The following is an 18,316-nucleotide window of genomic DNA, read 5'->3' on the forward strand; positions in this document are numbered from 1 at the left end:
TTGCCATCAATTTAGATTTAATCTAATTAATGGTAAGGATATACATCACATTAGCTATTTGCTTATTAGCCTCTTACGGATATAGCCAACAGCGTATAACCGGTAGAATTATCGATGATGCGCACAGTCCCGTGGTATATGCGACTGTACTCTATATCAACGCCAACGAAACAACGCTCAGTTCAAAAGACGGCGCCTTCAGCTTTACCCTTCTGCCCCATCAAGACTCCGTACGCCTACGCATTAACTTTATTGGCAAACAGACGAAATATATTTCCTATCCTGTATCCAATATTCCGAAAACACCCGTTATACAGCTTATCGATCAATCGCTTACCCTCGAAGAGATTAATGTGTTGCCCACCTACTCACAGGATGGACAGTCCAATTCTTCCATCACGATTGACCGGCAGGCCATTGACCAACTACAAGCTTTCAGTTTGGTTGATGTTATGAACTCCCTTCCCGGAAAAAAAATGCAACCATTGGACATGAATAGTCTCTCGACTCTTAATTTCCGTGGCGGGTTCGACATGAGAAGAGGTATACCCGAAACAAATGCCACCACCGTGCAGCAGTTAAACAACTCCTTGGGTATCGCGGTTATTATCGACGACATGCGCATATCCAACGATGCCAACATGCAAGCACAGGGATTTGCCCGAGGCGGATTTAATCGGTCCAGGATAAACGGTGGTCGATACAGAGACAGCTACTTTGGGAACAGCGATACAAAAGCCTACGACACGCCTTTTCAGGGTATCGACCTTCGCGACATACCCACGACAAATATTGAGCGCATCGAAGTGATCCAGGGTATCGCGCCAGCCCGTTATGGCGAGGTGACCGATGGCGCCGTCATTATCGATCGGCAAGCCGGTAAAAGTCCATACGTAGTAAGTTTCAATATCAATGGTGGTTCGACCGGTAGCTCCGTAAGCAAAGGATTTCAATTGCCGGGCAACTGGGGCGCGATCAATTTCAGCACCAATTGGACGCACAGCAATGCCGACCCGAAAGACAAAGTCAAATCGTTCAACCGTTATGGCCAAAGTATCATCTGGACACGCAGTTTTGATCGGTTCAAAAACACCTTATCCCTGGATTATTCCGGCCGGAACGACCGGAAACGGCAAGATCCCGATGACGAAACCCTACGGACATCGCAGTTTAGCAACAATCGATTTGGTATTAGCAACAGATTGCGCTATGAGATAGACAGCAAGTGGGTCAAATCCCTCCAGCTGAACGCCAATATTTCCGCGGGAAAACAAGAATCTTATTCATCTTACGCCATGAATAAAGGGCCGATATTCCCCGTCGCCAATTTAGACACTACCGGTGTTTACGAGGGTGCTTTCGTTGACGGACGCTTCGTTGCCGAAGAGATTATCATCGGCAAGCCCTTGAATGGTTCGTTAGCGCTATCGGCCAATTCAAGCCTTCCCTGGGGAACGGTTACCCATAATTTACAGTACGGTATCAACTACACGATATCCAACAATGGCGGACAAGGTATCCTATCCGATCCCAACCGTCCACGCTTTTCGGGCAATAATGATCAAAACCTCCGCCCGTATTCGTATGAAAGCTTGCCCACGGCACAGAATGTTGGCCTATATATCGAAGACAACTTCAACGTAAAACTTGGCGAACGCACCCTATCCAACAATATCGGTGTACGCTATGATATTCAAAATGGCTATGGTACCCTGCAACCCAGAATCAACTCGCGTCTGCGGTGGAATGAACATTGGGGTTTTACCGCCGGGTTCGGATTGGGAAGTAAAGCACCTACCTTAGCCCACTTATACCCCGGCCCCGTTTACATCGATTACGATCTCGCGCTTGCTACCACCGGCACCTTGGATTCATCGTTCTACCTCCTATTCACCGATAGATTCACGCCCGACAACAGCAAGCTCAAACCTTCCAAATCCTTGCAATTTGAGTTTGGTGTGGAGCATCGAAACACGTTCTTTACCAGTTCTATTTACACCTATTATAAACGAAACTGGGATGGGTTTGCCCAACAACAGCAGCTACGTCGCTATATACTTCCGGAGTATAACTTTTGGTTCAATCAAGAGACCGGTAAATATGAATATGCAGAAACTGGTAAGCAGATCATCCGTGGAGGTTTCTTGGATTTCAACATGATCAACGGCGCCCGTTCCGAAACCTGGGGTTTTGACTGGTTTATCAGTACACCGCGTTTACCACTTATCAACACCAGTATTTCCTTAAACACCTCCTTTTCGTATAATAAATTTAGTAGCGTAGGCGACGAAGCAGACGAACCGCCGCAACGTATTGACCTGGAGAATGGCAGTTTTATAAAGAGCGTTTTTTACCAGCCAACAGCCCATAACAACAGGATGCTGATGAGCAAACTGAATACCGTGACCCACCTGTCCCGTATTGGTTTTGTCTTGAATTTTTCGGCCGATATCAACTGGATGGCCAAGCAAAACGTTACCAGCAGTTTATATCCCACCGCCTATCTTGACGATGATATTAACTACGTAAAACTTACAGACGAACTTCTGTCTACCGAGCCGTTTGATCGGCTGGTACGAACATCAACAGATGCCTCGCGCCTTATACAACCCATGACCTTTATCACCATGAACTTAGGTGTAGAAAAAGAAATCCGCAAAAATTTCCGGATCAATCTCCGGGGCTATAACATCTTCGATATCCGACCCTTCAAGATCACCCAGCTGGCTAATGGAGAAGAATTGATCTTTAATCCGAACAGCAAACCCAGTTTAACCATAGGAACAACAATCAAATTTTAATAACATGAAAAAGCAATCCTACCTCTATTTAATCGCACTCCTCATAAGTGTACTGTCGAGCTGTAGCAAAGACGACAATGACCTCGCTCAATCCGTCTCCCTGGAAATACAAGTCGCCGCGAAAGAAGGTGAATTTAGTTTCGACGTTTCCAAGGCAGTCGTTAAGATAAGCAGTAATACCACCAGTGCAAGTTTCAGCGCAACGCCCAATGCAGCCGACAAGGCTATTTTTGAAAGCCTCACACCCGGCACCTACGATGTTTCCACGACATTGGTCGTCGATGCAGCGACTTACACGAGCGTAACGGGAATCACCACCGACGAAGATATCTATTTCAATGGATCGGTCGAAAAGCTGCAAGTTTATGAAAATACCGTGACCAATTTAGATCTCCTGATCGGACGCGTGGGCAGCTGGGTTTTCAAACAGATCTATTATGCTGGATCGAATGGCCAAAGAGGTGCCAGCTTTCGCGATACGTTTTTTGAAATCTACAACAACTCCAACCAGATTATGTACGCCGATAGCCTGTATTTCGGGCAGGTAGAAGGAAAAAACAACACGACCGCCGGCGAATGGTATCAGTCCAACCTTCAATTTGATTGGAATAAATCGATCGGAATGGTAACCGATCCCGGATTGAATGCAAACACCGATTATATCTATGCCTATAATATCTTCATGATCCCGAGTGATGGGACAGGCAAAAAATATCCTGTCAATCCCGGCGAAAGCATTATTATTGCAGCCAATGCCATAAATCATGCCGCTAGCTATGTAGATAACAGTGGAAAAACAGTTAGCGTGCAAGATCCCAGCTTGACAGTCGACCTATCGAATGCCGATTTTGAAACTTACCTAGCAGAATACCTAGGCGAGCCCTATCGCTACGACATCGATAATACAGCGGTGTCCAACGTTGATGTCATCTATGCTGCTGGCCGCAATGATATGATTTTACAAGCGAACGGTCGAGATGCATTCTATCTTTATAAACCTGTCGCAGGCCAGATAGACGCCGCCGACTTGCCCCTCTATACCCATCCAAACGTGCGCGAAGTAACAGCTACAACTAGTAAGTTTAAACAAATACCCGTGAGCTACATCGAAGATGCCGTAGAAGTACAGCATCCAACCGAAGCCTCCCGCGTACCAAAGCGGCTTCCGATCAGTTTAGATGCCGTACGAACGCATGTACCGGCAGGACAGTATTCCAGCCAGTCCCTGATCCGTAAAACATCGAAGATTATCAATGGAAGACGCGTGCTGCAAGACACGAACAATTCCAGCGAAGATTTCGGGTATTTTGAAAGGGCCGATGTCTCTAAATCTGCGTCGTCCTTCTTGGATTAGCCACTACATAAGCGAACGGGATACACGACCCCGTTCGTATTATTTTGTATACGATGAAATACGTTCCATACCTTTTCTTACTATGCTGTTGTATGCCGGCTACTATCCAAGCGCAGGACGACTATAAGTCGGACAGTATCTTGCGCTATTCAGCCAGCGAACAATACATAGACTTTTTATTGTCTCACCCCACGCTTCTCTGGGATAGTACGCAACTGAAAGCTTTCGGTGTCGCCGATCTCCATTATCTATCAAAACGGAACGATTTCCGGACAGCACAAACCGAAAGGGAGCAGCAAACGGCAGCTTTTGCGGCACGCGGTTACAACAAGATCGGTTCGCGTGTATATGTATCCGGTTCCTTCCAATTCCGTAAATCCTGGCAGGATAGCTTAGCCTATGCCCTCCGTGGACCACAACTTGATGGTATGCCGACCTATTACTTTGTTCCGAAAGCAGGTACTTTCGAAAGGCAGGTATATCAAGCCACTGCCCACGTGGGCTACGCGCTGAAGCCGGATAAATGGCGCGCTGACCTGCAAATGGACTATCTCCACCACTGGGCGACACGCTCGGTAGATCCCCGAATGGAGCATTATACCATGCAACTCGTGCTAAAACCCAGTCTTTCCTATCGTCACGGCACGTTACAGACGACGGTACAGGGAATATGGGGGTACGCCAATGCACAAACCAATCTCAGCTACAAACACACACCCTACACCTTTGGCAATGCCTTTCCAGAATACCATTACCGAACCAGTTATGGTTACGGCAATATCAGTCTAGCACTAGACAGCAGCGATATGCGGCAATACGACCATTATAAAGGCCTCGCACTGCTCGGCAAGACACGTAAGGCCAATTGGGAAGTGCTATGGCATGGCGAATATCTAAAGACCCAGCAGAACAGCACCAACGACCAGCGCCGAATGGTCGATTACTACGTTAAACAACGTTTTTCGCTCGATGCCTTCCGTGTTTCCATTTTCGGTATCCAGCATCAAATCAACCCACTAGCAATACGTCTAGCTGCCGAACACAAACAAGGAGAAGATTTCCATGGCAACATGCGTCGTAAAAACTACGTGTTAAAACAATCACGTGCTTTAATCGGCTTTACAAAAACACTACAGTCCGAAAGCCGTTTACCCAAAGAATTTGGAATGGAGACCATCATCACCTACGATGAACGTACAGACGGCTCCACAAACCACTACATGCAGCGCAGTTGGATGGATGTGGGTGTGCCGCTCGCCCTCACCTATGTATTGCCGTCCGAGAACCGGATACGTTGGGCCTTCCGCCCTTCCTACCGTATAGCACTGCGTAACGAACTAAATATTCCTAGCACGCAACTGAATGTTTTTTCAACGGGAATCGCTTATCCCGAACACTATCACTACGGAACCAATGCTCTGTCGTTACAAACCCGGTTAGCTTATATTGACAGGGCGTCCATGAAAAATTATACGATAGGGTGGTATGTAGATTTTGGATGGACGAGACCGGCTAACTATCGAGGAGAAATATATCCAGGCACCCAGCATTACAGCGGAAACAACACGGCATGGCAATTAGGTATAAATTTTTACCTCTAGCATAGGTATAGAAGCATATTAATTATGAAACGATTTTTAGTAATTTTCACTGTTATATTAGGTATCTTCCTCCTATCCTTCCTTTCCGAATATCAGGAAGACCTTCGACGCTTGTACTCCCGACCGGTTTCCGAGTGGCCGGCACCCACTATTGATTCCGGCATCGTCTGGAAAGAATTCCAGTCCTTACCCAAGGTAGACAGCAATTACTTCGAAATCATGGAATCTCCCGAAGTTGTACTTGGAAAGTTCCTCTTCTTCGATCCCATCCTATCGGGGTCAAACCAGATATCGTGCAGCTCCTGTCATAACCCACAAACTTCCTGGGCAGACAAACTCACCGTTCCGATCGGTCACGACCATCAAGAAGGCTCTAGAAATACGCCCTCTCTATTGAACGTCTACGCTCGTCAAACACTCTTCTGGGATGGACGCGACTCCACGCTTGAAGCTCAAGCGTTGTCTCCTATTGCCGCCCATCACGAGATGAACATGAAAACCGACGAACTTGTGCCGAAGCTAAAGGCTATTCTGGCTTATGACACGTTGTTTCAAGCGGCCTATAAAACCCCAGACTGGTCGATATCTGAAGTTGTAAAAGCGCTAGCCGCCTTCCAGCGCACACTCAAAAGCCGCCGAAGTCGTTTTGACGAATTCCTAGACGGAAACTACAAGATCCTGAACGATCAAGAAATACGCGGAATGCACCTTTTCCGTACCAAGGCACGCTGTATGAATTGCCACCACGGTCAGTTCATGACCGATGAACAGTTTCACAATATCGGTCTAACCTATTACAAACGAAAATATGAAGATCTCGGAAGATACCATGTGACGAAAGATCCAGCCGACGTCGGAAAATTTCGTACACCGTCCCTACGGGATGTTATGAATACCGATCCCTGGATGCACAATGGCTTATTTTGGAATATGACCGGTCTGTTGAATTTGTACAACAGCGGCATGCAAATGAATAGTGCTACACCCGAGCAAAAGGCGGCGGATCCTCTGTATCCCGTTACGGATCCCCTCATGCAAAAATTGAATCTCAGCAAAGAGGAAATAGCCGATATCGCCGCATTTATGCAGGCCATTACCGCGACAAAATACCGTATGCGCAGACCGGAATCGCTGCCGCGTTAACATAGGAGGATATATTTCCATAACATATGATCTCAAACCGTTCCTCTATTTCAAATCATGGCCCACCGATAGCTCGTTTATCAAAAAATAAGAATCCAGCACTCCATTGCCAAACGTTGTGCCGGAAACACGATTAACAACTTTATTAGCTATTAACTTTATACAAAAAATGCAAACCTCCATAAAACACATTTGTACCATTATTTTTATATCCATCTTGTCACTCTATCATCCGTTATTGACCTACAGCCAAACCCATGGTCAATCCGCATCCCTACAAGGTTATATCACGACACAGGATGGCCTACCAGCTCCGCATACCACCGTTCGCATTAACCATGGCAAATCAACCATGGCCAATGCAGAAGGCTACTACTTTATAGAAGGAGCCACGGTGGGCGAACATCTTTTAGAGGTCAAACTGCTCGGTACCGATCTGCAGACACATAAGATAACCCTGAAAGAAGGGGTAAACAAACAAGATTTCGTACTCTCACATTCCGCACAGCATCTTTCTGAGGTATTGGTTGTCGGAAACAAATACGAAATTAGCTCTAAAAAACAGAGCGAAGACGTAGCACGTATAGCCCTACCCTATCTTGAAAACCCGCAAGTATACAGTGTCGTGGATAAAGAGCTGATAAAAGAGCAATCCGCTATATCGTTAGACGAAGCCTTCCGCAATATTCCCGGCGCTGCTCCTTCCAAAACTGGAGCAGGCATGCCTGCCTTCTTTTCCCGAGGCTTTCAGACCTCAGAGAATTTTAGAAACGGTATGGCCACCTATCTACGTACAGGCATTGATCTGGCAAATGTAGAACGCGTTGAAGCGATCAAGGGCCCTAATTCCACCTTCTTCGGTGCGCAGATGACTTCTTTCGGCGGTATAATCAATTACATTACCAAAAAACCATACGAAACCTTCGGCGGGGAGGTTGCTTACAGTGCGGGAAGCTGGAATTTTAACCGGCTTACTGCCGATATCAACACACCATTAGATAAAGAAAAGGACATACTTTTCCGTGTAAACGTAGCACGTCAACAGGAAAATTCATTTCAATACCAAGGCGGCAACAATTCCATGCTTATCGCCCCCAGCCTCTATTACCGTGTGAACGACCGTCTCGATCTGTCGTTAGATGCAGACTATTCCAGCCAGAAAGGCATTACACCCGCCGGTTGGTTCATATCCACCAGTCTCGAGGAAAGAAGCTTTAACGATCTAAACCTTTCATATAAAGAATCGCTTAACGACAACTCCCTAACAAGCCAACAACAATCGGGCAACGTCCTCTTTCAAGCCCATTATAAAATATCCGACCAATGGACATCAGAAACAAAGTATGCTTGGGGGAACGGAGCATATGATGACCTCTATATTTTCGACATGATCTGGCGTACCCGAGATTCTGTAGACCGTATTCTAAGAGCCTTCAGCGATGAAAACACAGCGCGGCATAACTTGCAACAAAATTTCAAAGGCAATTTCCGAATTGGCTCCCTCGTTAACAGAGCCGTCATTGGGGTCGATTGGGTCCAAAATCTTCGTTACACACGCTATGACGGATTAGGATATGGCGAAAAAGTTTTTGAATCTGTCGATCTAAACCGGCTTTCCGAAGCCCCTGTTATCCGGATCGAAGATGTTCAGCATATTTTGGCACAACGCAATACAGGCCACAACCAAACAACCCAGAAAACGCTTGGAGCCTATATAGCCGACGTTATTTCCATTGCCGATAGGTTGCATCTGTCGCTCGGGCTCCGCTTTGATCGTTTCATCAACGACGGTACATATAACACCTTGAGCAGAGCAACCACGGGTGCCTATACGCAGAACACGTTATCCCCCAGATTAGGTTTCTCTTTTGAATTACTCCCAGAAAAGCTATCCCTTTTCGGAAACTACATGAATGGGTTCAAAAATATAGGAAATCAAATTCAGCCCGATCAAAGCATCTCCGTTTTCAAGGCGCAGCGCGCCAACCAGTTAGAAGGCGGTACCAAGCTCGCTTTCGGAAAAATGCTGAACGCCACACTAACCTATTACAAAATACAGGTATCAAACAGCGTGACGAACCGTGTCGTAGACAATATGAACTTTTATTTTCAAGAAGGTGAGCAAAAAAGTGAAGGATTTGAAGCAGAGCTGATGAGTAATCCCTTACCGGGACTGAATATATTGACCAGCTACGCCTATAATCACAATAAGTTTGTCAAAGCGAACACCAGCGTAGAAGGTAAGCGCGCCTTGGGTACACCCGAACACGTTGTAAACGCTTGGGCTACCTATGCCCTTCTAAACGGTAGCTTAAAAGGGTTAGGCATTGGGGGTGGATATACCTATGTATCGGATGCATTTCTCGATGCCTCCAACCAATTTATATTGGACGGTTACCATTTGTTAGATGCTACACTCTATTATAACCACCCTAAATTTCGTTTAAGTTTGAAAGGAAACAACCTCTTGGATGTCCAATACTGGGTTAGTGATGGGTATTATGCCCGGCCACAACGTCCAGGTAATTTTCTGGCCAGTATCACCTATCGGTTTTAGAAATAAAATCCCCCGATGCATTCCGTCATCGGGGGATAAATCAATATCATTCCAAATTCCTAGCGATTATTCAATACCTTAATCGCCCTTATACCGCTTCATGCCGCTTCCCAGCTGCATAAAACATTCAATCGGCACTGAAATATTCAGCAAGATTTTCATTGATTATTATATGGTTTTTACTACATTTGTGTACCTACGCCTATATTTAGCGGGTTATCAACATACATCTACAAATCTTATAAACAACTATGAAAAAACAAGACATCTGGCGGTATATACACAACTGGAAAGGTATGCTCGAACGCCACGAAGCCACTCGTATCTTAAAACGCCTTTATGCCGATAAATCTCATTTTGATTTTCGCGTATTAGATTTTATGCAATCGGGCGCAAAAAATGCGCATGTATACCCCGGTGTATCAGATGATTATAAAACCCTCCGATTTTTTGTACTATCCGAAACCTTTGATTGCAGCACGTATCGGGACAGTCTGGATCAGTATATTTATGTATCAAAACCGATAAAGAAAACCCCTCAGGGCGTAGATCTAACCTCTGAGATCAGTGAAAAGGAAGCCCAGAAGCGCATCAATCGTTGGAACAAAACCTTTAGCGGCAAAGTTATTGATCCCGCTATTCTAGAATTACTTAAAGTAAAGTGTTTTATCATTCCGATGGAGGATATTTCGACGTGTGTCAATAGCGCATACTTTGCATTTAAGGTGGATAAAAAAACATCCGTATGGTCTATGGATTTGATTATCCGAGGATGTCACGATGATCCAGACCAGGCGCGTTCCGCACCGCAGGTCTCGTATGATACGATTCGTCTAGTGCCTCCATTTCCACCAAAAAAACAAGAGCAGTTATTTGAAATCTTGTTTGATTAAAACATGATGTCAAATTGGGTACAATGGCTGGATGCTGCAACGTGGTCCATACCCATTATATTGACCCTAAGCCTTGCAGCTTTAATCTGCTATAAGAAAGCATCCAACCCGTGGGATTACTACGTGTTTGCCTATCTGGCTATTGCGCTTATTGCGGATTTGTCTAGCCGATGTTGGCCCTATTTCTATGCAGATAATTTAGTTTTCGTACAGTTATATGCCTTGGCAGAATTGATTTTAGTGGGCCTCATGTATATGCAGTATTTCCTTACCCGTCTTCGAAAAATCGGGTGGTTGCTGCTATTCATAAGCGGAAGTTTCGTGGCCTGGGAGTTGGCGCATCATATCTTTTGGGATAGTGATCAAGATTTTTCGCACTATCAATCGTACAGTCGCGTCGTCGTTTCGGCAACCCTTGTCACCTATGGGCTGGTGTCGTTGCTGCAGATGATTCAACGTCCCGATAGGATGAATCATCAAAAAGTGCGTCTGATTGTGGCATTGATCTTTTATTACAGTTTAAATTTTATATTCTATCTTCCCATCAATTTTTTCATTACAGCCCCTACCCATTTCAAATTTTTACTCTGGACTATAAACCTACTGGTTACCATCGGCTTTTACATCTATTTGACCCTATACTTATGGCGCTTTGGCAAAAAGAAGAAACCATTATTTTTTGGTTAATCGTTTCCCTATTTTTTATCTCCGCTATTTTGATCTGTTTTTTTTGGTTATTCTATCGTTATCAGCAAAACATATATCAACAAAAAGTAGCGCATCTGGAAAACGAACACCGGTTTAAGGAGTCATTAAGACTCTCCATGCTCGAGAGTCAAGAAAATGAACGTGCCCGGATAGCACATGATTTGCATGACTCTCTAAATGGCCACTTAACTGCCCTGCAGTGGTCTATCGACCTTCATCTCGAGCCTCAAAAGCTGCAAGATAAGATCAGGTTTTGCATTGGAGAAGTACGACGTATTTCCCACAATCTCTACCCACCCCTGCTGGAAGAGACACCTTTAGAACACCTCATTTCCAATCAGGTGCAGCATTGGCTTAGCCGCTACGAAATTGATTATTATGTAGACGTCCGTATGCAGCAACCGATATCCAGCCCTATAAAATTACATTTTCTGCGCATTATTCAAGAACTCTTCGTTAATAGTGACAAACACAGTCAGGCCAACAAAGTCCGCTTACATTTACGTATTACACCATCATCACTGTGTATGTATTATCGTGACAACGGAAAAGGCCTGGAGTCTGGATACCAAGCTGGATTAGGCATCAAAAGTATCCAAAACCGGATGATGATGATCTCCGGACAATACAAAACCAAATCGTATAAAGGTTTTCAGTTTATTTCGATTTGTTCCGATAGTAGACACCTCTATAAACAAGCCCTTTCATGACAGCTTCCCCATCAAAAAAATACCGATTGGCATTGGTTGATGACGACCTTTTGCTCGTTGAACTGTTAAGTTCCTATTTAAAGAACAATGATCAGTTCGATATCGTTCTACAAGCCTCCGACGGCAATTCCTGCCTGGAGCACTTAGTTACGATGCAAGACCAACATCCAGAAATTTATATTATCGATTTGAAGATGGAAGGAATGGACGGGTTAACCCTGATAGATCATATTCAACATCGCTACACAGATTCGCGTATTGTTGTCATTTCCTCCCATTACCACAACGATACCTTGGGATTTATGATTAAGAAAGGTGTAGCCGCTTTTTTGCCCAAAGGCGTTTCTTTGAAGGTCTTGATCGAGGTGCTCGACGAAGTGATGCGCAGAGGCTTTTATCTTCTACCAGAGCAAGTGGATATCTTGCGGCAGCAAATATCCCATAAGGTATCGCCTCCGCGACTTGGAAGCGAGCTGTTAACATCGCGCGAGCAAGATGTGCTTATTCGATTAGCACAACAAAAGACAGCCAAAGAAATTGCGGATGAGCTGTTTATTACTACCCGAACCGTGGAAGGCCATAAGAACAATCTGTTTGCTAAAACCGGTGCGAAGAATTTAGTAGGATTGGTACTTTACGCCATCCAGCAAAAAATCATCGACCCCGATAACATCAACATATAGCATCCACGTATTTTTACCTCTTTCTTATAGTCAGGTAATTGCTACCTAAAAATCCTGCACATTTACCGCAAACTTTGTGTATGCCAAAAGCAACACGAGGATATGCTATTGGTTATTTTAAGTCTAACGATTAAATTATTTTATCATGGGGTATAACCAATACGTAGAGCTAAGATTACGCTCTGAAAATCTAAGACTGGGCGTAGAAGAAGCCAAGTTGGACTGCGGAAAATTTTATGAAACAGGTGATAAGGACAAAGAAGTTTCTTCCGCTGAAATCGACAAAATTACGGTCAATAATGGAAAGTGGTCAATGATCAATTCTTGCGGTCGTCACAGTGCAATGAAAGGTACCGAAGGTAGCATAACCATCAAAGATCTAGATACCCAAGTCGTGTTGGGAAAATACAAATGGGATTGCCCCTATTGGTCTTCCGGCAATACTTCTCAATTTACTTGGGATAATGAAGAGCTGAAAGCGTTTTATTATATCCAACTTGATCCAGGTGCGTTGTCTTCAGGACCTATCGGTAAGGCTTTTCTCCTAATTGTAAAATATTAAAATACGACCGCAATGAAATTAAGAAAATTATCATCTAGCCCTTTTTACAGTATACAAGTTGGCGCCACAATTTCCAGTTCCAATGGCAAATTTGGGCCATCATTAATTAATAGTCCAGTAACTAAATTTGTGGCAGACACACAGCAGACCACTTCTATGAAAGGAGAAAGTTCCTACGTTTATGCTGACCAAGTCAACCAAGGCTCCTTCAGTGTCGTCGGTGGGTATGGCATTAGCGGAGTGGCCAAAGTGGATGCGGGCGTATCCGCTTATGCTGGACACTCCCAACAAAGTAATAGAAAAGAAGTCAGTTTGACATACTCCTTACAGATCAATAGTGGTATAGAATATATCAACTTCGATGATCTAAGCGTTATGGATTTAGTCAACTCCTTAGCCAACGGGCCAAAAGGACAGCTTTTAAACGCATTAAACTACTTTACAGAGATTCAAAAACAACTTAAAGAAAAGCGTGTAGACCTGTTAGAAGTTATTGCCGGAAAAATAGACGACCCCGCTTTGAAAGAGCTTCTAAACAAGTGGTTGAGCGCTTCTCATACTTTTTTTAATTCATACGGTGATGGTATCGTCGCTGGCGTGATTTGGGGAGGAGTCGGCGAAGTAGATTTAAAGCTAACAGCCGAACAAAAAGAAGAAAATTGGCGTTATGGCGGCTCCGCCAAATTTAGCTATGCAGGCGTTGGAAAATCAATAAGTGTCGCCGCCGCGTATGATGGTTCCAATACCAATCGCAATGCAAATATTGACTTTAGAGTGGAGAGTCTAGCCGTTGGCGGTGTTGTTTTGCAACAGGTACAAACTTGGGCCAACACGTTGAACGAGGCAGGGCTTAATCAGCTATGGAATGTATCTGTCTTGGATAAGGCCCCAGCGTTATCCGGACCGCCAGACGAACCGGTTATACCACCATTCCAACAACCTCCATCCGATCCAAAAGTAACCGATCTCTTTGATAAAATTGGGAGCTTAGAAGAATTGGGAGCCTATGCCAAAGCATCCGCGTTCGAAGCAGCAAAAGCAAAAGATCCCAATCTCACGCTTGATAAGTTTTTAGAAGAAGAGAATCAACCCGCAAAAACAGAAGCCTTAGCGAATATAAAAACTGACGTGCTCAACAACGAATTGCCGGAGCCTGAAGAAAACACCTTGAACCGTGCATTGGATGATATCACCGATGTAGAAAATTCTGTTCTCAATACACAGGTCGGCACAAGTGGCAACCTGTCTGTACTAGGCATGTGGATCGTCAATTGGTCCGAACTGTTTCCCTGGTTGGTTAGAGGATTTGATAATGATATTACACCCGATTTGCGGTTACACGAAGTACTCCAAAAACAAATGGTATTACAAGATCTTATTGCGCTAGAACGTATATACTCCCTATTGGACAATAGTGGGATAAATGCCGAAGCGCTCGAGATGCCCAAATTCGACGATTTAGTCATTGAATATGCTCGGTCTGTCCATTATATACAAGATAATTTCGAGAAAGATACCGTCGTGACGGAGGCATTGCAGCAGTTAGGTCAACCAGCAAAGGCTATTCTGGATATCTGGCAAGAGAATTATTTCCTTCGATCTTGCGAGCTCGGTCTAGGCATCTTAGTGGACAACGAATTCTCCGTCGAAAGAAAGATAAAAAAGGCAACAAATCTAGACCAAACAGATGTCCAACTTATTTACGATAAAATAGCATTATCTATCAGTGGACCCAACGATTATTATCGATTTAGAGATACCTTGATGGGTATCCCGCTAATTACACCTGGAGGGAAAGTTTATCTTGTCGGTCAGAATAATATGGCTCTTACCAACGTCAATAAAGAGACGGGCGAGTTTACATTCTCCCGAAATGCCAGTCAGTTTTTGCATTTCACTATTGAAAAAAATGAGCAACGATTGGTCAGTAGCGAAAAAGACATCGTGCTTTTACCGATCAAGTTTGAAGTTGCAAAAAATATTGACAATTGGTACGGCAGGGTAATCAGTAATAATTTGGCATCCAATAAAAGCTTGCTCGATAAGTTTAACGTCCTCGAAGAGGAGATGAAAGGGTTGCCTAAATACTCCTACAGCAGCGACTTCTTCAAGGGAATTCCAAATTGGAATCCCGAAACCTCCTATAGTACACGTGTGCTGCCGGTACAATACCTCGGTATAACCAATCGCATCGGGAATATTTTCCGCTAGACTCCGAGCGCGATCTCTGGCCCTCCAGAGATTCCCGGCATCCATTTACAAACATAAAACTCCCGAGGCCTGCGCCCCGGGAGTTCGTTATACAGTTACAAGATACACCTATCGTCCCATATTTATGGGTACTTCCCTACGAAATCAAACACCAGTTTACCTTCTATCCATTCTGGTCCTATTTTATTGGGCTGCCCCTCTGGACCATGGTTTGTCGCTGCATCAAACTTGGTTCCGATAGCACTGATGCCATTCAAAAAAGAGATGTCGCCTGCAGGGAACGGAGGCGAATTATGGTCATTTTCTGCGGCTTGCGGCCCTGGTGGCGTATAAAGTCTTAGAAACAGATCATCGCTTTCGCTATAGATCACAAAGGGTTTAATCGTATTTTCGATGACAACCCAATTGAAATTCCGGTAATAGCCTTTAAACTCGGGATATTCCCAGGATTCTCCGGTAACCGTATTATTGTACTTTTTATGCCAAACGCCGTAATGGTTACCTTTCATTCTATTTTTCCAAACCCGATAAGGGCCTCTTCCCATATATTTCACACCTGTTACCAGCTCTTCGGGAAAATCAAAGTTTATTCCCAAATAATCAAACGCATTGCCGGCATCTCCTGTGTCGTGGTAATACGCATAGTCCAATGTCAGCAAACCATTGGGAGCTAGTTTATACTTCACCCGTTTCAGCGGGCCGTTATAATGTATTTCGACAAAGACACTGTCTCCTTTTGTAGCGTGCTCCATAGAGACAAACTCCGCCTTTCCTACGGCCGGTTGAGGTCCGTTCGAGAAAGGAATCTGCTCATCACCACTTTTTACCTGATGGATCAATCCCGAGCTTTTGTCGAAGCTGATGGCTAAACCGCCGGCTGTTAGCGTTACATCACGCTCCGTTTCCATCACCTGTGCCTTTGCTTGCGGACGCGGTTCGTTGATCCATTGTTCGTTGATCGTTTTCACCGACTTGAGCGGCCAGGTCCATGTGTAGAGTTCTCTTCCGTGTACATCGGTAGCCTTTAGCGTTAAGAGATCGGCCTTTTCCTTTTTTTGCTGATCGAAAGGAATTTTCATCGTCCCGCGTTGTTTGGGTTGCAGATCGGGTCCAGCGATCGATCCCTCATCCAACACCTTGCCTATCGTATCCTGCGCATAAGGCGAAGGAAAAGTGCTGAGTTTCCAAGCAAACTGCACGGTATTTAAATTGGTGTAAAGATAGCGGTTCTCTATTTCCAGGCCACCATCAAAATGAGTTGGCAGCTTTTCGTGGTCGATATAAACCGGCGACCAGATTTCTTTGATCGTATAAAAGCTGCCTTCCTTTTCACGGTAAGGACCTAAAATGCCATCGGGAGCGTGGTTGCCATCGGCATCGATACGACCACCTTGATCTAGCCTAACTACGCCTTCATCTGCAAATACCCATAGAAAACCGCCGGCAGAAAGCGGATTGGCCATCATCTTGTTCCAGTGGTCGTTTAAACCGGCGCCGTGCCCGCCATCAAACAGGCCGTGCAAAAACTCTGTGGGAAAGAATACCTCTTTGCCATTATATAGCGATCCGTCGCAGCAATCATAGCCTTTATAGTGTTGCGTGTCGGTGCCATTAAAAATATTCCAGGGATGAATGACGATTCTATTTTGGGGATCGTATTTGGCATAATCTTCCACAAGTTCATGATTATTCCCCCCTTCATTGCCATTAGCCCAGATAACGATGGACGGATGGTTTACATCCTTGGTTACCATCTCTTTCAACAATTTACGCCCAACAGCTGTATCGTACTTCTTCTGCCAACCGGTTAATTCATCGATAACAAAAAGACCAAGGGAATCACATACGTCGAGGAAATGGCCGTCGGGCGGATAGTGAGACATCCGTACCGCATTCATGTTCATATCTTTCATGAGATTGACGTCCATGATGCTGATCTCCTTGCTCATGGTTCTACCGGAGGTTGGCCAAGCGCTATGTCTGTTGACACCTTTGAACATTACTTTAACACCGTTTACGAAAAAGCCTACTCCTCGCTTTAACTCGACCGTTCGGAATCCAAACTTTTCGGTTTTGGTATGCACCATATTTTGCTTCGCATCGAGCAGCTTCAGCTCGACCTGATAGCGATTGGGAAACTCGGGCGACCAAAGGTCGGGCGATTCCACCTGTGTACGCAGACTTGTTTTTTCTGCACCTTTTTCAAGCGGCATACGAAAAGGCGCACCCACTTTTTCTCCATCCAACGTTTTTATCTGGGCCTCCACCGTCTGATTTTTTTGATCCCCTTCTGTATAAACATTGATCAAAAAGCTACCATCTGCCTTCGCATCAATAGCGGTCCACTCGATATGGCTCTCTGGAACGATTTCCAGGTATACGGGCCTAAAGATGCCGCCAAAAACCCAAAAGTCCGACATACGCTCCGCTCTATTGACCGAGGTATCCGAAGAAATTTTCCGGACCGTTACCTCCAGCAGATTCTCGCCGGATGATTTGAGCAGCTTCGTAATGTCGTACTTAAACCGGTAAAAGGAGCCTTGATGCATGGGGCCTGCAGATTTCCCGTTCACCTTTACCTCGGTGTCGGTCATTGATCCTTCAAAAACAAGCTTTACCGTCTTATTTTTCCAGTGCGCATCAGAAACAAATGTATGCTTATAATAGCCAATTTCATTTTTCTCGAAATCTTCCTGCCAGCCATAATGATAGGTACCAAAACCTTTGGTTTCCCAGTTGGAGGGCACCGGTATTTTACTCCAGGTGCCGCTATTGGCGCCACTGCTCACCATAAAATCCCAATCTACGGTATGGTCTTTATCGGTACCCGAAAGATAGTTGATCACTGTGGATTGACCGCAGACGGTACTTATTGTTACGAAATGGAGCAGGTACATGGCCCACTTCGTTGCATTTTTGATACTTCTTTTTTGGATCATGGTGTTTTTTATTGCCAAGCAGGATCTTGTTGAATATTGGGATTTGTATTTCGTTCGGTTTACATCTCAAATATATTAGTTTAAGTTCACGCATGCAAATATTAAAACCGACCGAGGTATCTGCAATAAAAAATCATAAAACCTTGGTTTTATA

The 18,316-nt window shown here is 44.7% G+C and carries 12 protein-coding genes; 11 read left to right on the forward strand and 1 reads right to left on the reverse strand.

The window, feature by feature from the left end; translation table 11 throughout:
• Positions 1-29 precede the first annotated feature (29 nt).
• From H8B17_RS08505 to H8B17_RS08555, 11 genes are all read left to right on the forward strand, one after another.
• The gene (locus H8B17_RS08505; RefSeq protein ID WP_190308768.1) at positions 30-2,801 is read left to right on the forward strand and encodes a TonB-dependent receptor; all 2,772 of its coding nucleotides are present in this window, start codon (positions 30-32) and stop codon (positions 2,799-2,801) included.
• Between the two features lie 4 nt (positions 2,802-2,805).
• Positions 2,806-4,155 (forward strand): DUF4876 domain-containing protein, encoded by a 1,350-nt coding sequence (locus H8B17_RS08510; RefSeq protein WP_190308769.1) that lies wholly within the window; start codon positions 2,806-2,808, stop codon positions 4,153-4,155.
• Between the two features lie 53 nt (positions 4,156-4,208).
• Positions 4,209-5,756 carry a DUF6850 family outer membrane beta-barrel protein gene (locus H8B17_RS08515; RefSeq protein WP_190308770.1) on the forward strand — a complete coding sequence of 516 codons (1,548 nt, stop codon included), beginning with the start codon at positions 4,209-4,211 and terminating at the stop codon, positions 5,754-5,756.
• A gap of 24 nt (positions 5,757-5,780) precedes the next feature.
• The gene (locus H8B17_RS08520) at positions 5,781-6,899 is read left to right on the forward strand and encodes a cytochrome-c peroxidase (protein ID WP_190308771.1); all 1,119 of its coding nucleotides are present in this window, start codon (positions 5,781-5,783) and stop codon (positions 6,897-6,899) included.
• 169 nt (positions 6,900-7,068) lie between these two features.
• Positions 7,069-9,456, forward strand: coding sequence for a TonB-dependent receptor (locus tag H8B17_RS08525; protein WP_190308772.1), 2,388 nt, complete (start codon positions 7,069-7,071; stop codon positions 9,454-9,456).
• Positions 9,457-9,707: 251 nt separating this feature from the next.
• Complete coding sequence (locus tag H8B17_RS08530) at positions 9,708-10,349, forward strand: hypothetical protein (protein WP_190308773.1); 642 nt, start codon at positions 9,708-9,710, stop codon at positions 10,347-10,349.
• A 3-nt stretch (positions 10,350-10,352) separates the two neighbouring features.
• Positions 10,353-11,036, forward strand: a complete 684-nt coding sequence (locus H8B17_RS08535) for a hypothetical protein (RefSeq protein WP_190308774.1) — start codon at positions 10,353-10,355, stop codon at positions 11,034-11,036.
• Positions 10,994-11,767 carry a sensor histidine kinase gene (locus H8B17_RS08540; RefSeq protein WP_190308775.1) on the forward strand — a complete coding sequence of 258 codons (774 nt, stop codon included), beginning with the start codon at positions 10,994-10,996 and terminating at the stop codon, positions 11,765-11,767. The genes H8B17_RS08535 and H8B17_RS08540 overlap by 43 nt, the downstream gene beginning before the upstream one ends.
• Positions 11,764-12,450: a response regulator transcription factor gene (locus H8B17_RS08545; RefSeq protein WP_190308776.1), complete on the forward strand. Its 687-nt coding sequence runs from the start codon at positions 11,764-11,766 to the stop codon at positions 12,448-12,450. Before H8B17_RS08540 ends, H8B17_RS08545 begins: the two co-directional genes overlap by 4 nt.
• Before the next feature lie 145 nt (positions 12,451-12,595).
• Positions 12,596-13,012 carry an aegerolysin family protein gene (locus H8B17_RS08550; RefSeq protein WP_190308777.1) on the forward strand — a complete coding sequence of 139 codons (417 nt, stop codon included), beginning with the start codon at positions 12,596-12,598 and terminating at the stop codon, positions 13,010-13,012.
• A gap of 12 nt (positions 13,013-13,024) precedes the next feature.
• Positions 13,025-15,223 (forward strand): hypothetical protein, encoded by a 2,199-nt coding sequence (locus tag H8B17_RS08555; protein WP_190308778.1) that lies wholly within the window; start codon positions 13,025-13,027, stop codon positions 15,221-15,223.
• A 122-nt stretch (positions 15,224-15,345) separates the two neighbouring features.
• On the opposite strand, the gene H8B17_RS08560 is transcribed toward H8B17_RS08555, so the two are convergent.
• Positions 15,346-18,162, reverse strand: coding sequence for a glycoside hydrolase family 2 TIM barrel-domain containing protein (locus H8B17_RS08560; RefSeq protein WP_190308779.1), 2,817 nt, complete (start codon positions 18,160-18,162; stop codon positions 15,346-15,348).
• Positions 18,163-18,316: the final 154 nt, after the last annotated feature.

It is taken from the genome of Sphingobacterium arenae (genome assembly GCF_014692505.1).
Taxonomy (GTDB): Bacteria; Bacteroidota; Bacteroidia; order Sphingobacteriales; family Sphingobacteriaceae; genus Sphingobacterium; species Sphingobacterium arenae.